The 23,151-nt window shown below is 69.1% G+C and carries 23 protein-coding genes; 17 read left to right on the top strand and 6 right to left on the bottom strand.

Annotated features, from left to right (window positions below):
• Window positions 1-14: 14 nt before the first annotated feature.
• The 11 genes from ACU6XJ_RS02725 (at window position 15) to ACU6XJ_RS02675 (ending at window position 10,338) form a co-directional block, all read left to right on the top strand.
• On the top strand, window positions 15-476 hold the full coding sequence (locus ACU6XJ_RS02725; RefSeq protein ID WP_476306530.1) for a hypothetical protein: 462 nt from the start codon (window positions 15-17) through the stop codon (window positions 474-476).
• A gap of 38 nt (window positions 477-514) precedes the next feature.
• Window positions 515-703: a hypothetical protein gene (locus tag ACU6XJ_RS02720; protein WP_476306528.1), complete on the top strand. Its 189-nt coding sequence runs from the start codon at window positions 515-517 to the stop codon at window positions 701-703.
• A 32-nt stretch (window positions 704-735) separates the two neighbouring features.
• On the top strand, window positions 736-2,154 hold the full coding sequence (locus ACU6XJ_RS02715) for an RNB domain-containing ribonuclease (RefSeq protein WP_476306526.1): 1,419 nt from the start codon (window positions 736-738) through the stop codon (window positions 2,152-2,154).
• A 100-nt stretch (window positions 2,155-2,254) separates the two neighbouring features.
• Window positions 2,255-2,674, top strand: coding sequence for a DUF4326 domain-containing protein (locus ACU6XJ_RS02710; protein WP_476306525.1), 420 nt, complete (start codon window positions 2,255-2,257; stop codon window positions 2,672-2,674).
• Complete coding sequence (locus ACU6XJ_RS02705; RefSeq protein ID WP_476306524.1) at window positions 2,671-3,414, top strand: helical backbone metal receptor; 744 nt, start codon at window positions 2,671-2,673, stop codon at window positions 3,412-3,414. The genes ACU6XJ_RS02710 and ACU6XJ_RS02705 overlap by 4 nt, the downstream gene beginning before the upstream one ends.
• A 97-nt stretch (window positions 3,415-3,511) precedes the next feature.
• Entirely contained in the window at window positions 3,512-4,297 is a 786-nt protein-coding gene (locus ACU6XJ_RS02700) for an ABC transporter ATP-binding protein (protein WP_476306522.1), read from the top strand.
• Window positions 4,294-5,061 (top strand): ABC transporter ATP-binding protein, encoded by a 768-nt coding sequence (locus ACU6XJ_RS02695; RefSeq protein WP_476306520.1) that lies wholly within the window; start codon window positions 4,294-4,296, stop codon window positions 5,059-5,061. Before ACU6XJ_RS02700 ends, ACU6XJ_RS02695 begins: the two co-directional genes overlap by 4 nt.
• Window positions 5,058-6,896: an AMP-dependent synthetase/ligase gene (locus ACU6XJ_RS02690; RefSeq protein WP_476306518.1), complete on the top strand. Its 1,839-nt coding sequence runs from the start codon at window positions 5,058-5,060 to the stop codon at window positions 6,894-6,896. The genes ACU6XJ_RS02695 and ACU6XJ_RS02690 overlap by 4 nt, the downstream gene beginning before the upstream one ends.
• On the top strand, window positions 6,893-7,780 hold the full coding sequence (locus ACU6XJ_RS02685) for a branched-chain amino acid ABC transporter permease (RefSeq protein ID WP_476306516.1): 888 nt from the start codon (window positions 6,893-6,895) through the stop codon (window positions 7,778-7,780). Before ACU6XJ_RS02690 ends, ACU6XJ_RS02685 begins: the two co-directional genes overlap by 4 nt.
• 154 nt (window positions 7,781-7,934) lie before the next feature.
• The gene (locus ACU6XJ_RS02680) at window positions 7,935-9,038 is read left to right on the top strand and encodes a branched-chain amino acid ABC transporter permease (protein ID WP_476306514.1); all 1,104 of its coding nucleotides are present in this window, start codon (window positions 7,935-7,937) and stop codon (window positions 9,036-9,038) included.
• A 25-nt stretch (window positions 9,039-9,063) separates the two neighbouring features.
• The gene (locus ACU6XJ_RS02675; protein ID WP_476306512.1) at window positions 9,064-10,338 is read left to right on the top strand and encodes an ABC transporter substrate-binding protein; all 1,275 of its coding nucleotides are present in this window, start codon (window positions 9,064-9,066) and stop codon (window positions 10,336-10,338) included.
• A 46-nt stretch (window positions 10,339-10,384) separates the two neighbouring features.
• On the opposite strand, the gene ACU6XJ_RS02670 is transcribed toward ACU6XJ_RS02675, so the two are convergent.
• Entirely contained in the window at window positions 10,385-11,191 is an 807-nt protein-coding gene (locus tag ACU6XJ_RS02670) for a M55 family metallopeptidase (protein WP_476306511.1), read from the bottom strand.
• A 93-nt stretch (window positions 11,192-11,284) separates the two neighbouring features.
• Here ACU6XJ_RS02670 and ACU6XJ_RS02665 point away from each other — a divergent pair, with 93 nt between their 5' ends.
• Together ACU6XJ_RS02665 and ACU6XJ_RS02660 are read left to right on the top strand one after the other, a co-directional pair.
• The gene (locus tag ACU6XJ_RS02665) at window positions 11,285-11,722 is read left to right on the top strand and encodes a DUF5990 family protein (RefSeq protein ID WP_476306507.1); all 438 of its coding nucleotides are present in this window, start codon (window positions 11,285-11,287) and stop codon (window positions 11,720-11,722) included.
• A 30-nt stretch (window positions 11,723-11,752) separates the two neighbouring features.
• Window positions 11,753-12,247 carry a YbaK/EbsC family protein gene (locus ACU6XJ_RS02660; RefSeq protein ID WP_476306504.1) on the top strand — a complete coding sequence of 165 codons (495 nt, stop codon included), beginning with the start codon at window positions 11,753-11,755 and terminating at the stop codon, window positions 12,245-12,247.
• Window positions 12,248-12,686: 439 nt separating this feature from the next.
• Here ACU6XJ_RS02660 and ACU6XJ_RS02655 read toward each other — a convergent pair whose 3' ends face one another.
• Window positions 12,687-13,508, bottom strand: a complete 822-nt coding sequence (locus tag ACU6XJ_RS02655) for an AfsR/SARP family transcriptional regulator (protein ID WP_476306502.1) — start codon at window positions 13,506-13,508, stop codon at window positions 12,687-12,689.
• Window positions 13,509-13,885: 377 nt separating this feature from the next.
• Here ACU6XJ_RS02655 and ACU6XJ_RS02650 point away from each other — a divergent pair, with 377 nt between their 5' ends.
• Both ACU6XJ_RS02650 and ACU6XJ_RS02645 read left to right on the top strand, forming a co-directional pair.
• Window positions 13,886-15,259, top strand: a complete 1,374-nt coding sequence (locus ACU6XJ_RS02650; RefSeq protein WP_476306500.1) for a helix-turn-helix domain-containing protein — start codon at window positions 13,886-13,888, stop codon at window positions 15,257-15,259.
• Between the two features lie 202 nt (window positions 15,260-15,461).
• On the top strand, window positions 15,462-16,208 hold the full coding sequence (locus ACU6XJ_RS02645) for a thioesterase II family protein (RefSeq protein ID WP_476306499.1): 747 nt from the start codon (window positions 15,462-15,464) through the stop codon (window positions 16,206-16,208).
• Here ACU6XJ_RS02645 and ACU6XJ_RS02640 read toward each other — a convergent pair.
• From ACU6XJ_RS02640 to ACU6XJ_RS02625, 4 genes are all read right to left on the bottom strand, one after another.
• Entirely contained in the window at window positions 16,192-16,932 is a 741-nt protein-coding gene (locus ACU6XJ_RS02640; RefSeq protein WP_476306497.1) for a LuxR C-terminal-related transcriptional regulator, read from the bottom strand. The two genes, ACU6XJ_RS02645 and ACU6XJ_RS02640, sit on opposite strands and share 17 nt — an antisense overlap.
• 175 nt (window positions 16,933-17,107) lie before the next feature.
• Window positions 17,108-18,637: an amino acid adenylation domain-containing protein gene (locus ACU6XJ_RS02635; RefSeq protein WP_476306496.1), complete on the bottom strand. Its 1,530-nt coding sequence runs from the start codon at window positions 18,635-18,637 to the stop codon at window positions 17,108-17,110.
• Window positions 18,634-19,761, bottom strand: a complete 1,128-nt coding sequence (locus tag ACU6XJ_RS02630; RefSeq protein ID WP_476306494.1) for an acyl-CoA dehydrogenase family protein — start codon at window positions 19,759-19,761, stop codon at window positions 18,634-18,636. The genes ACU6XJ_RS02635 and ACU6XJ_RS02630 overlap by 4 nt, the downstream gene beginning before the upstream one ends.
• A complete protein-coding gene (locus ACU6XJ_RS02625; RefSeq protein ID WP_476306492.1) occupies window positions 19,758-21,191 on the bottom strand; it encodes a cation:proton antiporter domain-containing protein in 1,434 nt (477 codons plus the stop codon). The genes ACU6XJ_RS02630 and ACU6XJ_RS02625 overlap by 4 nt, the downstream gene beginning before the upstream one ends.
• A 298-nt stretch (window positions 21,192-21,489) precedes the next feature.
• Between ACU6XJ_RS02625 and ACU6XJ_RS02620 the strand changes: the two genes are divergently transcribed.
• Both ACU6XJ_RS02620 and ACU6XJ_RS02615 read left to right on the top strand, forming a co-directional pair.
• Window positions 21,490-21,759, top strand: a complete 270-nt coding sequence (locus ACU6XJ_RS02620; protein WP_476306489.1) for an acyl carrier protein — start codon at window positions 21,490-21,492, stop codon at window positions 21,757-21,759.
• A 34-nt stretch (window positions 21,760-21,793) separates the two neighbouring features.
• Entirely contained in the window at window positions 21,794-23,140 is a 1,347-nt protein-coding gene (locus ACU6XJ_RS02615; protein ID WP_476306487.1) for an NAD(P)/FAD-dependent oxidoreductase, read from the top strand.
• The last annotated feature ends 11 nt before the right edge of the window (window positions 23,141-23,151 follow it).

Raw genomic sequence — 23,151 nt, 5'->3', positions numbered from 1 at the left:
GTATTCAGGGAGGAATGGGCAGTATGTACACCAGTGACCCGATTCCGCGTCCGTCCGGTCCGCCGGCATCGACCACCCCGCTTCAGGACTACCTGGCGGGCGCCCGCCACGGGGTCGACAAGGGCTACGTCGTGTTGCCCAGGGCGCTGGTGGAGTCCATGCCGCTGGGCTGGCAGCAGCAGCTGGTGAACCTCCTCGCGGAGTTTCACCAGGGCCACGCCCACCTCCCGTGGCCGGTGTACCGGGTGGTGCCCTCCCGCCACGAGTTGCTCACCGACCTCGACGAGGAGCAGCTGGCGGAGGTCGGCTGCCTGGTGGAGATCGACGGCGACGGCGAACTCGTCTACCGGGACCGCAGCGGCAAGAAGATCGACAACCCGGAGACCAAGGCGGTGCTGGTGTCCTGCCTCGACCCGCTGCCCCGACACCACGTCCGGGAGGTCCCGCCGCGCCCGACGCCGCAGCAGTCCTGGTAGCGGATGACATGCGTGATCGCGCATGCCAGGCTTGAGCCATGGCTGTTGATCCGAACGCGTGGTACTTCTGCCTGAAGCACAACACGGTGGAGCCTGGGTACGGGTGTCGGGGTGCGGACCGGATGGGGCCGTACGCCACCGAGGCCGAGGCGGCGAACGCGCTGGTCAAAGCGCGGGAGCGAACCGAGGAGTGGGACAAGACCGAGCAGAAGTGGAAGGACGGCTGACCCGGCTCCTGGCGGGGGACTAGGGTCGTTGCGTGCCGACCTTCCAGATCAGGACCGATGAGGCTGGGCTGGACTTCGACGCCGTCCGCGCGGAGCTTGGCCTGCCTGCCGACTTCCCGCCCGCGGTGTTGGCCGAGGCGGAGCGGGCCGCCTCCGCGCATCCCTCCGGGGGCACCCGGGAGGACGCCACCGACCTGCCGTTGGTGACCATCGACCCGCCCGGCGCCAAGGACCTGGACCAGGCGCTGTTGGTGCAGCGGCGCACCGACGGCGGGTTCCGGGTGCACTACGCCATCGCCGACCTCGGTGCCTTCGTGGTGCCGGACGGGGCGATGGACGTCGAGGTGCGGCGCCGCGGACAGACGTACTACCTGCCCGACAGGAATGTGCCGCTGCACCCGCCGCTGCTGTCCGAGGGTGCGGGCAGCCTGCTGCCGGACCGCACTCGGCCGTCGGTGCTGTGGACGATCGACACCGACGCCGACGGCGAGCCGGTGGATGTGCACGTGCGGCGCGCGATGGTGCGTTCCACCGCCCAGTTCGACTATGCGGGCGTGCAGGCCACCTTCGACGCGGGCAACCCGCACCCTTCGGTGGCGCTGCTGCCGGAGATCGGCAGGCTGCGGCGCGAGGCCGCCATCGAGCGCGGTGCGGTGGAGTTGGAGCTGCCGGAACAGGAGATCGTTCCCGACGGTGATTCGGCGTGGAAGCTGGTGGTGCGGCCGCGCACCGAGGTGGACGCGTGGAACGCCGAGATCAGCCTGCTCACCGGGATGTCGGCGGCGCGGATCATGCTGGACGCCGGGGTCGGTCTGCTGCGGACGCTGCCGCCGCCGGATGAGGACCTGATCGCCCATGTCCGCAAGGCGGCGCAGGCGCTCGGGTTGACCTGGCCGGAGGGGCAGAGTCCCGCGGAGTTCCTGGCCGGGCTGGACCCGGTGCAGCCCGCGGCGATGGCGATGTTCAACGACGCGACGCGGCTGCTGCGCGGCGCCGGGTACACCGCCTTCGACGGCGAGCGGCCCGCGATCACCGGGCATGCCGGGATCGGGGCGCCGTACGCGCATGTGACGGCGCCGCTGCGTCGGCTGGTGGACCGTTTCGGGTCGGAGGTGTGCCTCGCGGTGACCGCGGGGGAGCCGGTGCCGGAGTGGGTTCGGGTCGCGCTGCCGGAACTGCCCGCGATCATGGAGGGCTCGGACAGCTTGGCGGGCAAGGTGGAGCGGGCTTGTCTTGACCTGGTGGAGGCCTGGGTGCTGGCGGACCGGGTCGGGCAGGAGTTCGACGCGGTGGTGCTGAAGGCGGGGGAGGAGGGCGGCGAGGTGCTGCTGCTCGACCCGCCGGTGGTGGCGAAATGCCGCGGCAACGGCCTGCCCGAGGGCACCCGCATCCGGGTCCGGCTGGTGGAGGCGGACTGGCAGCGCCGCGCGGTCCTGTTCGAACATGCCTGACCGGACGGGCGGGCCTATCCGAGCGGCGTCGCCCGGCGCGGATACACAGCCTGACCGGGCGCGACCGACAAGCGCTGCCTCCCAACGCTTGTGAGGTGAGATGACCGAGTCCGAACTGCCGCTGGAACTCGCCGAGCCGCGCGACGGCCTTCCCGTCGACTTCAGCCATGAGGAGCGGGCGCTCGCGCGGCGGGTGTTGGATGGCGAGACCATCGTGGTGAACGTCCGCAAGGGCGGGCCGCACCGGCGACTGGTGCCGTGGCTGTTGGAGCGGGAACTGCTCGTCTACGTCGGACACAGCGGACCCCGACACGACTGGTCCGCATCCGACTTCGCCAACCCCTTTGTGGGGCAGGCCAGAAGCGACCGGGAGGGCGCGATCGGGCGGTACTGGCAGTGGCTGTCCACTCAGCCGGAGCTGCTCGCGCGGCTGCGCGGCGGGGAGTTGACCGGCAAGGCGTTGGGGTGCTGGTGCGCGCCGCAAAGCTGCCATGCCGACGTGCTGGCCGAACTCGCGTGAGGGACGACCTCGGCACCGAGCTCCACACCGCGCCGTCCAAAGTGGTCTCGCTGGTGCCCAACCTGACCGAGGTGCTGGCGGTGAGCGTGCCCGGCGTGGTCATCGGTGCCACCGACTACTGCACCCACCCGCCCACGCTGGAGGTGCCCAGGGTGGGCGGCTCCAAGTACCCCGACCTGGACCGCGTGCTGGCGCTGGCGCCGGACCTGGTGATCGCCAACGCCGAGGAGAACCGCAAAGACGATGTCGAGGCGCTGCGCGCGGCGGGCGTCCCGGTGTGGGTCACCGAGGCCGCCGCCACCGTGCCCGCCGCGCTGACCTCGATCGGGCGGCTGCTCGGCGAGGTCTTCCGCACCGATCCCCACTGGCTCGCCGAGGCGCAGCGAATGTGGGCCGAGACCGCTCCCGTCACCGCGACCGCGGTCATACCCGTGTGGCGCAGGCCGTGGATCGTGCTGGGCCGGGACACCTTCGCGGGCGACGTGCTGCGCAGGCTCGGCATCGCCAACGCCTACGCGCACCATCCCGAGCGTTATCCCCGACCGCCCCTCACCGAGCTCACAGCCAGTAATGCCGATCTGGTCGTGCTGCCCGACGAACCCTACGAGTTCACCGCCGAGGACGGGCCGGAAGCCTTCCCCGGCCTGCGCTGCGCTCTGGTGTCCGGGCGCCACCTGACCTGGGCCGGACCGTCGCTGATCGAGGCACGATCGGTACTTCGTGACCAAATCGTCTCGTAATCGAACCATCGCCCGAATGCTCATTTCCCCCGAATAGCGCAAGCTGAAAACCGCTCACTTAGTGTGTGATCGACCTCATGCCACGTGGGGAGGTTGGATGCTGGCCGTCCGCAATCTGGAGGTCGTGTACGACGACGTCATCCTGGTGCTGCGGGGCGTGAGCCTGGACGTGCCGGACGGCAGGATCGTCGCGCTGCTCGGCGCGAACGGGGCGGGCAAGACGACGCTGCTGCGGGCCATCTCCGGGCTGCTGGGCATCCACTACGGCAAGATCACCAAGGGCACCGTCACCGTGGACGGGGAGCCGATCCACCGCAGCAACCCGACCCGGATCGTGCGGCACGGCGTCAAGCAGGCACTGGAGGGCAGGCGGATCTTCGCCGAGCTCACGGTGGAGGAGAACCTGCGGGTCGGCGCGCACGCCAACCCGAAACAGCTCACGGCCAACACCGAGCGGGTGTACGGGCTGTTCCCGGTGTTGGCGCAGCGCCAGAAGGCCACCGCGGGGTATCTCTCCGGCGGCGAGCAGCAGATGCTCGCGATGGGCCGCGCGCTGATGTCCGACCCGCGCTACCTGCTGCTGGACGAGCCGAGCCTGGGGCTGGCGCCGCTGCTGGTGCAGCAGATCCGCGACCTCATCGTGGAGATCAACCGGCAGGGCACCACGGTGCTGCTGGTGGAGCAGAACGCGACCATGGCGCTGTCCATCGCCGAGCACGGCTACGTCATGGAGACCGGCAAGATCGTGATGGACAAGCCCGCGCGGGAACTGCTCGACGACGAGGACATCCGCGAGTTCTACCTCGGCTTGGGCGCCGAGGGCGCGGTGAAGTCGTTCCGCGACGTCAAGCACTACAAGCGCCGCAAGCGGTGGCTGTCATGATCCTGCGCCTGGACGACGTGCACCTGTCCTTCGCGGGCGTGAAAGCCATCGACGGGGTGTCCTTCGAGGTCGGCGACCGCGAGCTTTTCGCGGTCATCGGGCCCAACGGCGCGGGCAAGACATCGATCTTCAACGTGCTGTCCGGGGTGTACCGCCCGCAGCGTGGGGGCGTCACCTTCCACGGTGTCGACCTGACCGGCCTTCGTCCACACCGGATCGCCGCGCTGGGCCTGGCGCGGACGTTCCAGAACATCGAGCTGTTCCGCAACCTCACGGTGTTGGACAACCTGATGCTGGGGCGGCACAACCACATCCGCTACGGCGCACTGTCCGCACTGGCCTGGTTCGGCCCCGCGCGGCGGCAGGAGATCGCCAACCGGGCCGCGGTCGAGGACATCGTGGACTTCCTCGAACTCGAGCAGTGGCGGTTCCACCCGGTCGGTCTGCTGCCCTACGGCGTGCAGAAGCGCGTCGAGTTGGGCCGGGCGCTGGCCGCCGAGCCGCGGCTGCTGCTGCTGGACGAGCCGGTGGCCGGGATGAACCTGGAGGAGACCGAGGACATGGCCCGGTTCATCCTCGACATCCGCGATGAGCTGGACATCCCGATGATCATGGTCGAGCACGATATGGGCCTGGTGATGGACCTCGCCGACCGGATCATGGTCATCGACTTCGGCCGCCCGATCACCACCGGCACCCCCGCCGAGGTGCAGCGGCATCCCGACGTGATCCGCGCCTACCTGGGACAGGAGCCGGTCGCATGACGGGATCGACCAAGACCATCGCCACCAGGATTCGGGACCGCGCCGCCCGCGTGCCCGGCAAGGTCGCCATGCGGGAGAAGGACCTCGGCATCTGGCAGGAGGTCACCTGGGGCGAGTACTGGGACACCGTCGAACTGGTCGGCCACGCGCTGCTGGCGCTGGGCATCCAGCCGGGGGACCGGGTCGCCGTGCACTCCGAGAACCGCCGCGAGTGGCTCTACAGCGACCTCGGCGCCGTCGCGGTCCGCGCCGTCACGGTCGGGCTGTACCCCACCAACCCGCCGCCCGAGGTCGCCTACCTGCTGTCGCACTCCGGGTCCAGGATTCTCATCGCCGAGGACCAGGAGCAGGTCGACAAGGCGCTGTCCGTGCTGGACCGGCTGCCCGACCTGGAGCACATCGTCTACCTGGAGCCGCGCGGCATCCGCCGCCGCTACGACAACCCGAAGCTGCTGTTCTGGCCGGACTTCCTGGCGCTGGGCCTTGCCCACCGCGAGGAGCACCCCGGCGCGGTCGCCGAGCGCATGGACGCCGCCCGCCCCGAGGACGTGATGACGCTGGTCTACACCTCGGGCACCACCGGCCCGCCCAAGGGCGCCATGCTCACGGTGTCCAATGTGGAGTTCGCGATCGAGCGGCTCATCGAGAGCGGCGGCTTCACCGACCCGCCGCCCAACGACTCCGACATCCTGCTGTCCTACCTGCCGCTGTGCCACGTCGCCGAGCGGATCTTCACCACCTGGTTCACCGCATCGGCGGGCGTGCAGATCAACTTCGCGGAGTCCATCGCCACCGTGCAGGCCAACCTGCGCGAGGTCCAGCCCACCATCCTGTTCGGCGTGCCGCGCATCTGGGAGAAGATCCTGGCGGGCATCACCATCAAGCTGGCGTCGGCCTCCCCGCTCAAGCGCCTGTTCGCCCGGTTCTGGCTGCGCGTCGCGGACCGCATCGCCGACACCCTGGTCCGCACCGGCGGCAGGCACACGCTCACCACCCGGCTGCTGTACGCGGCGGGCCAGCCGTTCCTGTTCCGCGCGCTGCGCGACCGCATCGGCATGCGCAAGGTCCGCTACGCCGCCTCCGGCGCCGCGCCCATCGCACCCGACGTGCTGCGGTTCTTCATGGGCATCGGGGTGCCCATGCACGAGGTGTACGGCATGACCGAGAACACCGCGATCGCCACCACCAACCGCCCCGGCCGGGTCCGGCTCGGCACCGTCGGCGAGCCGCACCCCGGCATCGACCTGCGCATCGACGAGGCCACCGGCGAGATCCTCACCCGCCACGCAGGCGTCTTCGCCGGTTACTGGCGCGACCCCGATGCCACCGCCGCCGCGATCGATGCCGACGGCTGGCTGCACACCGGCGACGTCGGCGTGTGGGAGGGCGAGCACGTCCGGATCGTGGACCGGATGAAGGACATCATCATCACCGCGGGCGGCAAGAACGTCGCGCCATCGGAGATCGAGAACGCGTTGAAGGCCTCGGAGTTCATCCGCGAGGCCGTGGTGATCGGCGACCGCAGGGCCTTCCTCACCGCGCTGGTCGGCATCGAACTCGACACCGTCGGCGACTGGGCACAGCGCAGGCGCATCCCGTACACGACCTACCGCGACCTGGCCGAACGCCCGGAGGTGCGCAAGCTCGTGCAGGGCATCGTCGACAAGGTCAACGCGCGCTACGCCGAGGCGCAGCGGATCAAGACGTTCCGCATGCTGCCCAAGGAATTGGACCACGAGGACGGCGAGCTCACCGCGACGCAGAAGGTGAAGCGGGCGGCGCTGGCCGAGCAGTTCGGCGACCTGGTCGAGTCCATGTACGGGCGGGCGTCATGAGCGACCTGCTGCGGAACGTCCTGAGCGGGCTCGGCGCGGGCTCGGCCTACGCCCTGCTGGCGCTGGGCTTCGTGATCGTCTACAAGGCCACCAGGGTGGTGAGCTTCGCCCAGCCCGCGTTCATGCTGGCGGGCGCGGTGCTGGTCAGCTACCTGGTCGGCCCGCTGGGCTTCTGGCTCGCGCTCGCCGCGGGTGTGGCCGGGGTCGCGCTGCTGGCGCTGGGCGTCGAGCGCTCGGTGGTGCGGCCGATGGTGGGCCGCCCGGTGTTCGTGGTCGCGATCATCACCCTCGGCATCGACATCGCGCTGCGGGTGGTCATCAACGGCTTCATCGGCAACGACGTCCGCCAGGTCGGCGACCCCTGGGGCCTGGACGGGCTCACGGTGCTGGGCATCGGGATGCAGCAGCGGCACCTCGCGATGATCATCACGACCGCGGTGGTGGTCGCGGTGCTGTTCGGGTTCTTCAAGTACTCCCGCCTCGGCCTCGCCATGCGCGCCACCTCCTACGACCAGGAGACCGCGCTGGCCCAGGGCGTGTCGGTGGGCACCGTGTTCGCGTTGTCCTGGGCGTTCGCGGGCGCCCTCGCCGCCGTCGCGGGCACCTTCCTGGCCACCGGGGCCGGTGTCGACCAGCAGCTGTGGATCATCACGCTGAAGGCGCTGCCCGCGATCATCCTGGGCGGCCTTGACTCCCTCGGCGGCGCGGTGGTCGGCGGGTTGACCATCGGCGTGGTGGAGTCGCTGGTGTCCGCCTACCAGCAGGACCTCGCGCCGTGGCTCGGCCAGAACTTCTCGGTGGTCTCGCCGTACGCGGTGATGCTGCTGGTGCTGCTGATCAAACCGTACGGGCTGTTCGGCACCAGGGAGGTGGAACGGGTATGACACAACTTGTGTCAACCCAGGGCTGGATGAGCCGCACGGGCTCCCAACCGCACCCAAGGGGACCGAGACGCAATCGAGCCACCGGCAGACACCGAACCGAACCATGCCAACCCAACGCAACCACAAGCGTGAAATCCGGGGAGGCGGCACAGTCATGACCCTGCGCGGCCGACCGGAGCTCTACACCTCCTACGCCGAACAGCTTCGGATGTTCAACACCCGCCCGAAGCGGCTCGCGGTGCTGCTGCTCGGCCTGGTCGCGTTCGCGCTGACGTTCGTCTACGACGACGAGACGCTGCGTCTGCTCGCGCTGGCGCTGGCCGCCGCGATCGGCGCGATCGGGCTGAACCTGGTCACCGGGTACGCCGGTCAGGTCACGTTGGGGCACGCGTTCTTCCTGGCCATCGGCGCCTACACGGCCGCGGCGCTCAGCGGCGACCCCGACGGCCGCACCATCGGTTTCGGGGTGACGAACCTGCTGGTGTGGCTGCCCGCCGCGGGTCTGGTCGCGGCGTTCTTCGGGGTGCTGGTGGCGCCGTTGGCGACCCGGCTGCGCGGGCTGTACCTGGCGATCGTCACGCTCGGACTGGTGTTCCTCGGCGAGCACATCTTCAAGGAGTGGAAGGAACTCACCGGCGGCCCCGGCGTGGGCAGGCCCGCCGCGGTGCCGACGCTGTTCGGCTACCCCCTCAACGAGACCGATGTCCTGACCGGTGAGCAGAAGCTGTACCTGCTGGCGCTGGTGCTGCTGATCGTCTTCGCGGTGCTCGCCCGCAACCTGGTGCGGTCCAAGGTGGGTCGGGCGTTCGCCGCGGTGCGGGACCGGGACATCGCCGCCTCGGTGATCGGCGTGGACCTCACCAGGTACAAGGTGCTGGCCTTCGCGGTGTCCTCCTTCTACGCGGGCTGTGCGGGCGCGCTGCTCTACACCGTCACCGGGTTCATCGAGCCCGGTTCGTTCAACCTGCTGCTGTCCGTGCAGTACATCGCGATGGTGCTGATCGGCGGCGTGGGCAGCATCTCCGGTTCGATCATGGGCGCGGTGTTCATCACCATGCTGCCCAAGGTGACCAGGGAGCTGCCGACGCTGATGCCGTTCGTCTCCACCGATGTCACCGCGCCGCTGAACGTGTTCCAGGTCGAGACCGTCCTGTACGGCCTGTTGATCATCGGCTTCCTGCTGTTGGAGCCGCGTGGTCTGTTCGGTATCTGGATCCGGATCCGCAACTACTGGAAATCCTGGCCCTTCTCCTATTGACCAGAGCCGGGGAGAGGAAGGCGTCATGACCCTGAGAACCGTGGTGGCGGTGCTGTCCGCCGCCGTGCTGGTGGTTTCCGGTTGCGGGCTGCGCGACAACGGCGGCGGTGGCGACAAGGCCGCGGGCACCGGAGTCACCAAGGAAGCTTGCCCGGACACGCCGAACAAGAACAACGGCTGCATCTACCTCGGCATCATCTCCGACCTGACCTCCGGCCCGTTCGCGGCGCTGTCGGTGCCGATCACCAACGCGCAGAAGGCGTTCTTGAAGCGCGTCAACGACGCGGGCGGCATCGGCGGGTATGACGTGGACGTCACCACCTATGTCCGCGACAACAAGTACAACCCGGAGACCCACAAGCAGGTGTTCAACGAGATCGAGGGCAAGGTGCTCGGCCTGGCGCAGACGCTCGGCTCGCCGACCACCGCCGCGATCATCGGGGACCTGCGGTCCAAGAAGATCGTGTCCGCGCCCGCCTCGTGGACCTCGGCGTGGGCGTTCGAGGACGTCATCGTGGAGTCCGGCACCAACTACTGCTTCGAGGCGATGAACTCGGTGGACTACGCCGCCGACGAGCTCAAGTCCAAGTCGGTGATGGCGGTGCACTACGCCGGTGACTACGGCGACGACGCCGCGGCGGGCGCGAAGGTGGCGGCGGAGGCCCGCGGCATGACCTTCGAGGACGTCGAAACGCCGTCCGGCCAGGACAACCAGGCGGGCGCGGTGCGCGCGGTGGTCGGTAAGAAGCCCGACCTGGTCATCCTCACCACCGGGCCCACCGACGCCGCCGTGATCGTGGGGCAGGCCGCCGCCGCGGGCTATACGGGGCGGTTCATCGGCACCAGCCCCACCTGGAACCCGGCGCTGCTGAAGAGCCCCGCCGCGGCCGCGTTCAAGGCGCTGTACCTCCAGTCGGGGCCGTGGGCTCCCTTCGGCGCCGACACCCCGGGGCACCAGGCCATGCGCGCGGCGATCGGCAACGTCTCGCCCAACGACGGTTACATCGCGGGCTGGGTGTGGTCCTACCCGCTGAAGGCGGCGCTGGAGAAGGCCGTCAAGGACGGCGACCTGACCAGGGATGGCCTGCTCAAGGCGGTGAAGTCGCTGGACAAGGTCGACTACGAGGGCATCCTCCCCGCCGAGGCGGGCAACTACACGGGAACCCCGCAGGACACCGTGTTCCGCCGCAGCCTGCTGTCCAAACCTGACGACGCCGCGCCCTCGGGCGTCGCCCTGCACAAGGACTTCTACGAAGGCCCCACCGCGAAGGCCCACCGCTTCGACAAGGCCTGCTTCTGACCTGTGGACAGCCCGTGAGCGGTGACCTGCCGACGTCGGTTGCCGCTCACGGCCTGTTCAGGTGGGCCACGACCTGCACCAGGTGGTAGGCGTCGACGAATGTCTCCGCCCGGTAGCGCACGGTGCAGGGTGCGATGCGGGTGACGCCGGGGATGAACTCCGGCCACTCCGTCATCCACGGGCGCAGGACGTCGATCTCCAACTCGACCGGGCCGTCGATGGTGAAGGGGGTGTGCGCCGCGGCCAGTGCGTGGGGCACGGCGGCCTCGATGCGGGCGCAGGCCTCCTCGGGGTGCAGCGAGATGGCCGAGCCGCCGCCGCAGGCCTGCTTCACGGTGACCGCGGCGATGCCCAGGTCCGCCGCCTCGACGGCCACCGTGTCGTCCCCGGTGGCCAGCGCGGCCACCGCGTCGAAATGCCCGGCCAGGGCGGCGTTGAGGCCGATCTCGCCGAGTGAGCGGCCGTCGCAGCGGACATCGGCGATGACCGCGCCGCTGACCGTGTGGGCCAGCACGGAGCGGGCCGTGCCCGCCTTGCCGTGGTAGCCGACGAACACCACGGCATCCGTGGCGGCGTCGATACCGCTCATCATGCCGAACGGCTTGGGCTTGCCGCGGACCAGCGAGACCCGCCGGTCCAGGCGCTGCTGGAGCAGGTTGCGGAACTGTGCGTGCGCGTCGCTGACGATCACCTGCGCCCCCGCGTCGGTGGCGAACACGCCCCGCACCGCGGCGTTGGCCTCCTCCGTCATCAGGACGCGGGCCCGCTCGTACTCCGGGTTGCCCGGCACGATGTCCTGGCCGTCTGCGACGCCCGCGATGCCCTCCATGTCGACAGAGACAAGAACCCGCACCAAAGCCCCCTCGAATCGCCTTCCACGGCCAGCGGCCATTGTGCCCTCCCAACAGGACGAGGATCATGGGGTTGGGCGAGGAGGAGTATCCAAGTGGACGTGCGCATCATCGGTCGTCATCTACCCGGCGTGCGCTGGGGTGACTACGATCCGATCTTCATCGGCGTCCAGCGGGGCAGAGAGGTCGTGAACCTGGTCCCCGGCGACGCCGAATCGGTCATCTTCGACCTCGAGGTCGATGTCGTGGAACGCGCGGGCGGCGCCGACTACCGGGGCACCTATGTGCGCGGCACCCCCGGTGACCGGTTCCTCTGCCTGACCTGGGGAACCATGACCGAGGGCCACTTCGAGATGTTCCGCGCGGCCAAGCTGATGCTCGACGGGCTGGACTCCGAGGAGATGCTGCGCGCCGCCAAACGCGACGGGCGACTCCAGGCCACCCTCGACCTCACCGACCGTCACGGCGGGCCGCTCTGCGCCGCGGTCCGTCCCCCGGCCGTGGTCTGGGAAATCCAACTCCCGGGCGAATAGGCCCAACGCAAGGCGATACATTCTTCCGCCATGGAAGATCATTCGGACGCCGCGGTCGCGCGGGTAGCCGAGGCCATGCGGAGGCTGGGCATGGCAGGGGAGCTCCGCCGCCTGGATGCACCCGCCCCCACCGCGGCCGCCGCCGCGCAGCTTCTGGGCTGCGAGGTCGGCGCCATCGCCAACAGCGTGCTGTTCTCCGCCGACGGAGAGCCGCTGCTGGTGCTCACCAGCGGAGCGCACCGGGTGGACACCGCCCTGCTCGCCCGGACCCTCGGCTACACCAGGCTCCGCCGGGCGGGCGCGGAATTCGTCCTGGTCGCCACCGGTCAGGCCGTCGGCGGTGTGGCCCCGGTCGGGCACCCGGAACCGATCCGCACCGTGATCGACACCTGGCTGAGCAAGTACGAACTGCTGTGGGCGGGGGCGGGGGAGAAGCACCACGTGCTGTCCACGACCTTCGACGAGTTGGTGCGCGTGACCGGCGGCCAGGTCGCTGAGGTCACCGAAGCCGACGAAGAGGTATAACCGGTTCTGCAACACCGGCCGCGTTCGCGCGTAAGCAACCCGTGCCTCCTACCCCGACGGCATTGTCGCAGCTCGCGGTCCGAAATCCGGTCCGCTGGCGTCGCTGGCAGGACCCGGCGCATCCCCTCAGCCGGGCCTGCTCCACAACAGGGCGTCCCCAGTCACCCGATCGGGATGCAACGCATTCCGTGATCGAGACGTTCCAGTAAGTGACCGGGGGAAACGCCATCCAACCAAGGGGGAGGTTCCGTGATGGCTGGATATGGATATGGGCGCCTAGCGTCCTGACCGCAGCGTGCTGTGGGTCCGCCCGAGAGCGGACCCACAGCACACCGACCCCCAGTTGGTGACAGTCGTTCTCAGGCGGGTCGCGGGGTGCGGCCGTGGCCGCGAGGAAAGCACGGGCGCCGATCCGGTGCCGGAAAATCCGAGGTGCTGCCTACATGGCGCTGTGCTGGAGCCTGCTCAGGCTGCCGACAGGACGTTCGTGGGCTCTGCGCACGGCGGGCACGTTGAGCAGCGGCACGGACGTCAGGATGTCCTGGTGCAGGGCTTGCAGTTCGGGGGAGGGCTCCAGGCCGAGTTCGGCGATCATCGTGCCGCGCAGGCGGTGGTAGGCCTCCAGCGCGCGCTGCCGGTTCCCGGAGTGGTAGAGGGCGATCATGAACTGCCGGTGCAGGTGCTCGTGGAACGGGTATTCGATCGTCAGCGAGGCCAATTCGGCGAGCGCGTCGTGGTACCGGCCGAGACCCAGCTCGGCCTCGATCTTGCATTCGATGGTGGTCAGCCGCTGTTGTTCGAGGCGGGCCACCTGGGCTTGGAGGATCGCGCCGTGGTGCACGTCGACCAGCGCGGGTCCGCGCCACTGTCCCAAGGCCCGTCCGTAACAGGTGATCGCCGTCGCGTGGTCGCCGAGGGTCAGCGCGGCGTCTCCCGTCGACTGGTGTTTGTGATAGTGGTGCAGGTCCAGCGCGCTCGGGTCGATCTCGAAGGAATACCCGCCGTTATGGGTCACCAGCAGCTCCCGCGCCACCCGGTCGACCTTCCACCCCAACGCCTTCGCCAGCCCTTTGCGCAGCTGGAGGATGTAGGTCTGCAGGGTGGTCCGCACGCTCTTCGGGATCTGTTCTGGATGCCACAGCTCGGCGATCAGCGCCGACACCGGCACCATCTGGCGGTCGTTGAGGAGCAGGAGCGACAGGATCTGCCTTGGCTTGCGCGCGGAGGGCACCACGCCCGCCCCGCAGTGAGAAGCCGCCAACGGGCCGAGAATACTGACGTGCACTTCGTACTCCCCAGTTGAAGTGTTCCTAATCCAGGTACTTGGATCGTTTCCAAGCTGTTAACGATTCGATCACCCACTTCTCTTGACACCCTATCTATATATCAGCTGTCAGCGCAACATGACAGCTGTCATATCTCGCGATTCGGTATTAAAAAAATGTTTCATGCCTGCTGAGCAGGACACTTGTATCGGCACGAGAGGATCTAGAAATTTCCTCGCGGCCGAAGAGGTGAGCCTCGTGTTGTTGCCTCTGCCAAGCAGTTATGCTCGGGCGATGTCGTGATGTCACGGAACTCTGTCGAGACGGGTTGACAGCGGTGATGACATCTGTTGTGTGAACGAGGTGCTGGGTGATGGTGCGGCTGTCTCCGCCTGAAGGCGACGGCGGGGCTGCGGAACAGGCGGAGTCGGGTGCCGACGAGCCGATCTCACTGGGTGAACGGCTGCGCGGCCTGCGGCTGCAGCTGGGCCTGTCCCAGGCGGCGCTGGCGGGAGAAACGCTGTCGGCGAGCGCGATCTCGCTGTTGGAGTCGGACCGGCGGGAACCGACCCAGCGCACCCTCGAGCTGCTGTCACAGCGGCTCGGGTGCAGCGTGGAGTACCTGCGCGACGGTGTCGAGCGGACGTCCGGGAGCGTCGCCGTGCTCGCCCTGTTCAAGGCCGAGATCGCCTTGCACTCCGGTGACCTGGTGCTCGCCAGGCAGCGTTTCGACGCCGCCGTCGCGGACACCTCGCTGCGACACCACCTACGCATCCGCGCGCGGTTGGGCCGGGCGCTCGTGCACGAGGCCGAGGGCGAACTGGCGGAGTCCATCGCCGCGCTGGAATCGATGCGCGAGGGCATCCCCGGCATGGGGGACTACCCGCCGAGCTATCTGAACATCGACGTCGCACTGGCCCGGTGCCACCACGCCGCGGGGCAGTACGCCGAGGCCGAGCGGGTCGCGCTGGAGACGCTGCCGGTCGTCGAACGGCTGGGCATGACCGAACTGGCCTGCCACTCGGACCTGTTGCTGTGCCTGCTCGCCGAGCCGTGCCGACGGGACAGGGTGGTGACCTTGGAGCGGGCCCGGCGATGTCTGACCACGCCCATGGTGCAGGCCGAGTCCCGGCGGGCCGAGCACTTCGTCGCCGCCGTGGAACGCGCGCATGTCGCGGGGTGCATCAACGAGGCCGTCGTCCTCGCCGAACGCGCGATCTCCACCTATGAGGACATCGTCGACGCCCGCCAAGCCGCCCGCCTCGTGCTCGTGGCGGCGACGGTGCTGCTGGACTCCTACCCCGCCGAACACGAGGCGGCGGGTGCCGCGTTGGACCGTGCCTACCCGGTGCTGTTGCGGCACTGCGGCGCCGAGGACATCGCGGGTTGCGAGACCGCGCTGGCCCAGGCCGCCGCCCTCGGCAAGCGGTTCGCCGACTGCACCGGCTATGCGCAGCGCGCGTTGGACCGGCTGCCGCACCGATCGAGCCCAGCCCTGGCCCGCACGCAACTGCTGCTCGCCAAGGGCTGCCACGAGGCGGGATTTCCGGACCAGGCGACGCAGTGGCTGGACTCCGCCGCCCGGATTCTGCGCGGACAGCCGGGCGGCGCATCGACCACGTGGTCCTGGCGGGAACTCGGCACCCTGCTGCGCCTGCACGGCAGGCACGCCGAGGCCATGGACGCCTACGACCAGGCGCTGCTGTCCGCGGGCCTTTCCCCTGCGGAACGGGGAGAACTCGGCTGAACCGCCGCGTTCCTCGGCGCGAGCGTGTCGGGGTCGCTGTCGACCGAGACCGCGGCCCCTGTCACGGCCGCCCGCCTGCCTGCGGCCCGCCCCCTCCCGAAGGGGGTCGTGAACTCATGCTTTGTGAGGTTGTCGCGGTCCCCCCGCCGGCGGTGTGATGGCGGGGACCGCGAAGTTCCGCCCAGGGAAGAGGGGCCTGCGGGTGAACACCGAAGCGAGACCACTGCTGCACGCCTTCACCACGACCGGCCAGGTGCGCACGCGGCTGGTGTGTTTTCCCAACGCGGGCGGCAGCATCGCCCAGTTCCGGGCCTGGCCCGCCCGGCTGCCCGGGGTCGCCGTGTACGGCGCCGAGTTGCCGGGACACGGCAGCAAGCTCGCCATGCCGCCACTGTCCGATATGGACTCCGTGGTGGCCGCGGTGACGCCCGAGGTCGCGACCTTGGATGACCTGCCGTTGGTCATCTGGGGGCACAGCATGGGCGCCGCCGTCGCCTACGCGGTGGCGCGGAATCTGGTCGAGAAGTACGAGACCTGTCCTCGTGCGCTGCTGGTGGCGGGCCGGGACGCGCCGTGGGCACCCGACTTCCTGCCGCTGTTCCACCGGATGAGCGACGCCGACCTCTGGGGGTCGATGGTCGGCCTCGGCGGCATCCCACCGGAGATCGCCCAGCGGGACGAACTGCGGGAGTTGTTCCTGCCCGTGCTGCGGGCCGACCTGGCTGTCGTGGAGAACTACCGGGCGGAGGCCGGAGCGCCGCTGGACTGCCCGGTGCATGTGTTCACCGGACAGTCCGACGGGCTGGTGTCGGCGGATGGTCTCGCCGCGTGGACCCACGCTGCGCGGGCGCTGGGCGGCCCGCACGAGTTCACCGGCGGTCACTTCTTCGTGCAGGACCGGCAATCCGAGGTGGTGCGCGTGGTCGGCGAGGTCATCCGGCGCGCTTGAGCCGGTAGCCCGCGGCGGCCACCGCGAACTGCCCCCTGCCGCGTTCCTGCCGTCGCCTGCCGATCGTGGTCAGCCCCACCTCGTAGGTGAAGATCACCGCGTCGACCCGGTTGCGCAGCCCCAGCTTGGTCAGGATGTGCTGGACGTGGGACTTGGCCGTGCTCTCGCTCAGCGACAGCGTTGAGGCGATCTCCGCGTTGGTCATCCCCTCCGCGATCAGCTTGAGCACGTCCAGTTCCCGCGCCGTGAGCACCTCCAGGACCGTGGTGTCGCGCACCCCTGCGGACGCGTCACCCAGTTCCCGCCGCAATTTCGTCTGCTCCGCCGACGGCGCCACCACCAGGTAGCCCGCCGCCGCGATGTGGATGCCCGCGACCATCGCCTGCACCGTGAGGCTGTTCAGCAGCACCCCATGGGCGCCCGCTGCCAGCGCCTTGGACACCGTGCTGTCGATGTCGTTGGCCAGCACCAGCATCGCGGGGCGGATGGTCTCGCAACGCTCCAGCGTCGTGCGGATCACCGTCGCCGGGCAGATCGACCGGGACTGCGAGTCCACCAGGATCACATCGGGACGCAGCGTGCTGGTCATCCTGATGGTCTGCTCGACAGTGCCTGCCTCCCCGACGACCTCGATTCCCTCCTGCGCGGCGAGCATTCCGCACAACGCGGATCTGGATAGTTGACGATCGTCCACGACCAGCACCGAATGGTTGCCACTCGCCATCCAAGGCCCTTCCTGCTCACGGGATTCCGCCGTGCATGGCCCATCCCCCAGGTGGTTCTCATGCGGGTGAAATCACCCACTGGCGAAATTACGTGAACAGTCGCGCGAGATGACTCAAGTCCTCCTCGAACGGTGAAAAAGCCCCGCCTGACGCAAGGCATGTCCGATTCCGAAGCTATGACGAAACGGTCTCGGGGCTGTTCAGGACAGCCAGCAGACGCCTGCGGTCCACCTTGCCGTTGCCGTTGCGGGGCAGGGCGTCCACCTCGCGCACCGCGCCGATCGACATGCTCGGCGGCAGCCGCTTCGCGCAGTGCTGCTTGACCGACAGCAGCGACGGCGCCCGGCCGTCCGCGGGCACCACGAACGCGACCAGGCAGGCCTCGAACCCGCTGCCCTGGACGGCGACGGCCACCTCGCTGACCTCGGGGTGGCCCGCGATGGCGGCCTCAACCTCGCCGAGTTCCATCCGCACCCCGCCGACCTTGACCATGTCGTCGTTGCGGCCGAGGTAGGTGAAGTTGCCGTCCGGCTCCAGCAGCACCCGGTCGCCCGTGCGGTAGGGCTTGCCGCCCTGCGGCTCGCGGCCGTGGTAGCCGAGCATCACGGTCGGCCCGTCCACCACCAACTCGCCCTCCTCGCCGACCCCGACGACCTCGCCGTCGTCATTCTCTGCCCACACCCGGTCCCCGCAGGTGGCGGTCCCGATCGGCACCGCCCGGTCCCGATCGGGCGGGATCGTGGTGACCTCGTAGGCGGTGCAGACGTTGGTCTCGGTCGGGCCGTACAGGTTGAGCATCCGCATGCCGTCCCAGCTCTCCCGCAGCCTGCGCAGGTGCTTGATCGGGAACGGCTCCCCGGCGAACAGGATCACCCGCAGCGGTTCGGGGCGGCGCGCCAGCAGGTCGCCGTCGCGCATCATCAGGATCAGCACCGACGGCACCGAGTACCACACGGTGATCCGCCGGTCGTGCAGGAAGTCCACCAGCAGCCGGGGCGCGAACGACAGGTCTTGCGGGATGAGGTGCACCGAGCCGCCGCAGAGGAAGGCGGTGTAGATGTCCAGCACGGACAGGTCGAAGTGGAACGCGGCGTGGTTGGCGAACCGGTCAGCAGGACCCGCGTCGAGTTCGGCCGCGGCCCACTCGATGAACGCCATCGCGTTGCGGTGGCTGATGCACACGCCCTTCGGGGTGCCGGTCGAACCGGAGGTGTAGAGCACCCACGCCAGGGAGTCCGCCGTGACATCCGGAGCGGGCAGCGGTTCGGCGGCCCCGGGCAGCACAGGGAACTCGGTGGCGGCCAGGTCGCCCCGGATGGGGTCGATGACGACCACCTGCGGCATCCAGGCGAGGTCTTCCGCGGCGAGCTTGGCCGCCCGCCCACTGGTGGTGACCACAGCGGCGGGCCGCGCGTCGTCGACGATCTTCGCGGCGCGGCCGACCGGACCGTTCGGGTCCACCGGCACGTAGGCGGCGCCGAGGCGCAGCACGGCCTGCATGACCACCACGACGGTGACCGACTTCTCCGCCCAGATCACCACCCGGTCGCCGGTGCCGACGCCGCGCTCGGCCAGCCCGCGGGCGACCCTGGTGGTGTGCTCGTCGAGTTCCCGGTAGGTGAGGCTGGTGTGCTCGTCGGCGACCGCGGTCGCCCCTGGCCGCTTGCTTGCCGTCGCGGTGAGCAGGGTGTCCACCGTGGTCATAGTCCGAGCTCCTTGGCGATGAGTTCGCGTTGGATCTCCGAGGTGCCGGAGAAGATGCGGCTGGGCATGGCGTCCCGCAGCGCGCGTTCGATGCCCGCCTCGACGCGGTACCCGGCGCCGCCGAACAGCTGCAACGCGTCGGTGGCGGCGGCCACGGCGTTCTCGCTGACCACGAGCTTGGCCATGGCGACCGACAGGGTGGCGGGGCTGCCCTGGTCCATCTCCCAGCACGCCCGGTACAGCAGCAGGCGGGCCACGTCGAGCTTGACGCGCAGGTCGACGACGCGGTGCGCGACCGCCTGGTTGGCCGCCAGCGGTTTGCCGAACTGGCGCCGCTGCTTCACGTGCTCCAGGCACCGGTCGAACAGGCGCCGCAGCAGCCCGAGGTAGGCGGCGAACAGGCAGCTGCGTTCCCACCGCATGGAGGACTGGAAGATCGAGGCGCCGCGGCCCTCGACGCCGAGCAGGTTCGCCGCGGGCACCCGACAGTCGGTGAACTCCACCGTGCCCGCCGGGCAGCCGCCCAGCCCCATCTTGTCGAAGGGTTCGCCCACGGTCAGACCGGGCGTGTCCCTGGACACCACGAATCCGCTCACGCCGAGGTGCTTGAACATCGGGTCGGTCACCGCGTACACGACGAACTGGTCGGCGACCGGCCCGTTGGACACGAAGCTCTTGCGCCCGTTGAGGATGTAGTGGTCGCCGTCGCGCACCGCGGTGGTCTCCAGCGCGGTCACATCCGAGCCCGCGGCGTCCTCGCTGATGGCGTTCGCGCCGATCCACTCGCCGGAGGCCAGCTTGGGCACCATCCGGGCCCGCAGTTCGGGGCTGCCGTGCTCCACGATCGGCATGATGCAGGCGAACAGGTGCGCCGAGGCCGCGAAGACCAAGCCGAGGTCGTCGTGGTGGGTGGCGAAGGCCTCCACCAGCGCCGCCGTGGTGACCGCGTCGTGCCCACCGCCGCCCAGTTCGGCCGGGGCGGACAGGCCGAGCAGCCCGGCCTCCCCGCACTCGCGCCAGCGCGAGCGGGTGAAGAACTCCCCGGGGTGCGCGGGCCAGGCGGCGACCACCGCGGCCAGGTCGTCGACGAGTTTTCGCTGCTGCTTGTCGAAGTCGAAGTTCACCTGTGTCCCCTCATGGCTGCCGGATCAAGGAAGTCGGTCGTCGGCGCGGCCGGTTCACCGCGGTACAGCAGGGCGACCAGGGGAGCGGTGCCCACGGTGGTGAGGATCGCCATGATCACCAGCAGCGTGAACAGGGTGCGGTCCAGGATGCCCAGCTGGAGGCCGATGTTGAGCACCACCAACTCGGTCAGGCCACGGCAGTTCATCAGCGCCCCGATCACCGCCGACTCCCGCCACGGCCTGCCGCACATCCGCAGCGCGACCGCCGAACCGCCCAGCTTGCCCACGGTGGCCAGGCCGACGATCGCCAGGCAGACCAGCCACAGTTCGGCGCTGCCGCCGATGTCGAGGATGTGGAAGTTCAGGCCAAGCTGGGTGAAGAACACCGGCAGCAGGAACGCCAGGCAGAAGGTCTCCAGCTTGGCGTTCGCCGCCTGCAGCCCGGTGGTGTTGGCGCCGCGCTTGGGCAGGATCGCACCGAACAGGAACGCGCCGAAGATGGTGTGCACGCCGATCAGGTCGGTGGCCAGCGCGGCCAGCAGCGCACCGCTGACCACCAGGACCAACAGGGCGGAGTCGGGGAGCTTGGCGCGCATGACGTAGCGCATCGCGGGCCGCACGGCGAGCACCATGACCGCGCAGAACAGCACCGACAGCCCGATGGTGCGCACGGAGGTCGCGGTGTCGCCGCCCAGCAGCGAGATCACCAGCGCCAGCAGGCACCACGCGGTCACGTCGGCGATCGCCGCGGCGGACAGCGCCATCGTGCCGGTCGGGGTGTTGTACATGCCCTTGTCAGAGAGGATGCGCGCCAGCACGGGGAACGCGGTGATCCCGAACGCCAGCGCGAAGAACAAGGCGAAGGGCAGCAGGCCAACGCCGGGCGGGGCGTACGTCGAGTGCAGCTCCAGCGCCAGCAGGGCGCCCAGCGCACCGGGGATGACGATGCTGGCGTGGCCGAGCACCACCGTCGCCTTGGCGTTGCCGCGCAGCAGCCCCAGGTCCAGGTGGGTGCCGACGAGGAACATGAACAACACCAGTCCCAACTGGGACAGCGTGTTCAGGTAGGGCGTGATCCGCTCCGGGAACAGCAGTTCGGTCGCGCCGGGGATCAGGCCGAGCAGGGACGGTCCCAGCGCGATGCCCGCGAGGATCTCGCCGATCACCCTGGGCTGGCCGAACCGGGCCGAGACGGTGCCGAGCAGGCGGGCCGCGACGACGATGACGGCCAGCGCCATCAGGAAGCTCGCGGTCGAGGAGAACTCCTCGCCGCCGACGCGTCCGTTGTTGGGCGGCGAGTCCGACCGCCACAGCAGCGCGGTCATGACGATCGCGGGCACGGCCACGGTGACGCAGTACGCCAGCAGCGCACGGCCCGTGCTCTGGCGCCGATCGGTGCCGCGTTCAGCGGCCATCTGGAGCTGATCCACGAATACCTTCCTCACACGTCGGCCACCGATCGTTCGGTGCGAGCTCAACAGGCATCAACGTATGGACGTGGCCTCGCGGAATCTTCCGCCGCAGTACTCGACGGCGCCCGCAGCGAGAACGATTCGCGTCTCATCATTTCGGCGGATGACGGGGGCCGTTCCTCTGCCGGATTGAGTAGGCGGGCCACCGTAAATCGGTGTGGCAGATCCGCACGTCGGCCGAAGCCCGGCCCTGACGCCGTGCGTAGCGTTCATTCCCGCTGGGTGCCCGCGATCAGCATCACCATGGGGAGACGACGTGGAAAAGTCCGCGCTGACGGCGCATCTCAAGGACTATCTGGAGAACAACGTCCTGAAGGACCGCTCGACCGAATTGACCGAGGACACACCGCTGCTGGAATGGGGCGTGCTCACGTCGTTGACGACGGCGCAGCTGATCAGCCATATCCGGGAGCATTTCGGCCTTTTCGTTCCCGCCGAAAAAATCGTCGGTTCGAATTTCAAAGATCTGAACAGCATCGCGGATCTGCTACTCGAACTGAACGCCGATCCGCACGCTCGCGTGTGATCCGATCCCGAACCGACCTGAACAGGAGCTGGCGATGAGTGACGTTGATTTCGATATCGGCATTATCGGTGGCGGGCCTGCCGGTTCCACCGCTGCTTCCTACCTCGCCAAGGCCGGGCTGTCCGTCGCCGTGTTCGAGGCGGAGCACTTCCCCCGTCAGCACGTGGGCGAGTCGCTGGTGCCCGCCACCACGCCGGTGCTGGACGAGATCGGTGCGCTGGCCAAGATCGACCAGGCGGGCTTCCCGCGCAAGTACGGCGCGGCGTGGACATCGGCGGTGGAGAACACCGTGCCCACCAACGGTTTCGAGGGGCTGACCTACGGGTTCCAGCAGGCCACCATCGACTTCAGCGAGCGGGACCAGGAAGGTGTCAACCAGGACTACACCTACCACGTCGACCGCGCGAAGTTCGACCAGATCCTGCTGCAACACAGCGCCGAGCTTGGCGCGAAGGTCTTCGAGGGCGTGCGTGTCCGCTCGGTGGACGAGAGCGGCGAGTTCCCGGTGCTCAACACCCGCAACGACGGCAGCGACCTGCCGGTCAAGGTGCGGATGGTGGTCGACGCCTCCGGCAGGCACACCCTGCTGGGCAAGCAGCTCAAGCTGAAGGTGCCGGACCCGGTGTTCAACCAGTACGCCATCCACACCTGGTTCGAGGGGCTGGACCGCAACGCGGTGGCCGCCACCGGGGATCAGGCGGACTACATCTTCATCCACTTCCTGCCGATCACCGACTCCTGGGTGTGGCAGATCCCCATCACCGACACCATCACCAGCGTCGGCGTCGTCACCCAGAAACAGCGCTTCCAGGCCTCCGGTGAGCGGCGCGAGGAGTTCTTCTGGGAGTGCGTCGCCTCCCGGCCGGGACTGCACGACGCGCTGCGTGCCAGCGAGCAGATCCGGCACTTCAAGGTCGAGGGCGACTACAGCTACGGAATGAACGAGATCTGTGGCGACAACTGGGTGCTGATCGGCGACGCGGCGCGGTTCGTCGACCCGATCTTCTCCAGTGGCGTCTCGGTCGCGATGAATTCCGCGCGTATCGCCTGCGCCGACATCATCGCCGCCGCCGAGGCGGGCGACTTCAAGAAGAGCCGCTTCGAGAACTACGCCAAGAAGCTGCGTCGCGGTGTGTCCAACTGGTACGAGTTCATCTCGATCTACTACCGGCTGAACATTCTCTTCACCGCTTTCGTCGCCGATCCCCGCTACCGGCTGGACGTTCTCCAGCTTCTGCAGGGCGATGTCTACGACGACGCGGAGCCCGCGGCGCTGACGAAGATGCGCGAGATCACCAAGGAAGTCGAGGAAAACCCCGATCACCTGTGGCACAAGCACCTGGGCACGCTCAAGGCCCCGGCGCTCGCGCCCTTGTTCTGATCCCGGCGGCA

Source organism: Actinorectispora metalli, from assembly GCF_056323685.1.
The sequence above is the reverse complement of the archived record's forward strand: the minus strand, read 5'-3'. Positions and strand labels throughout refer to the sequence as shown.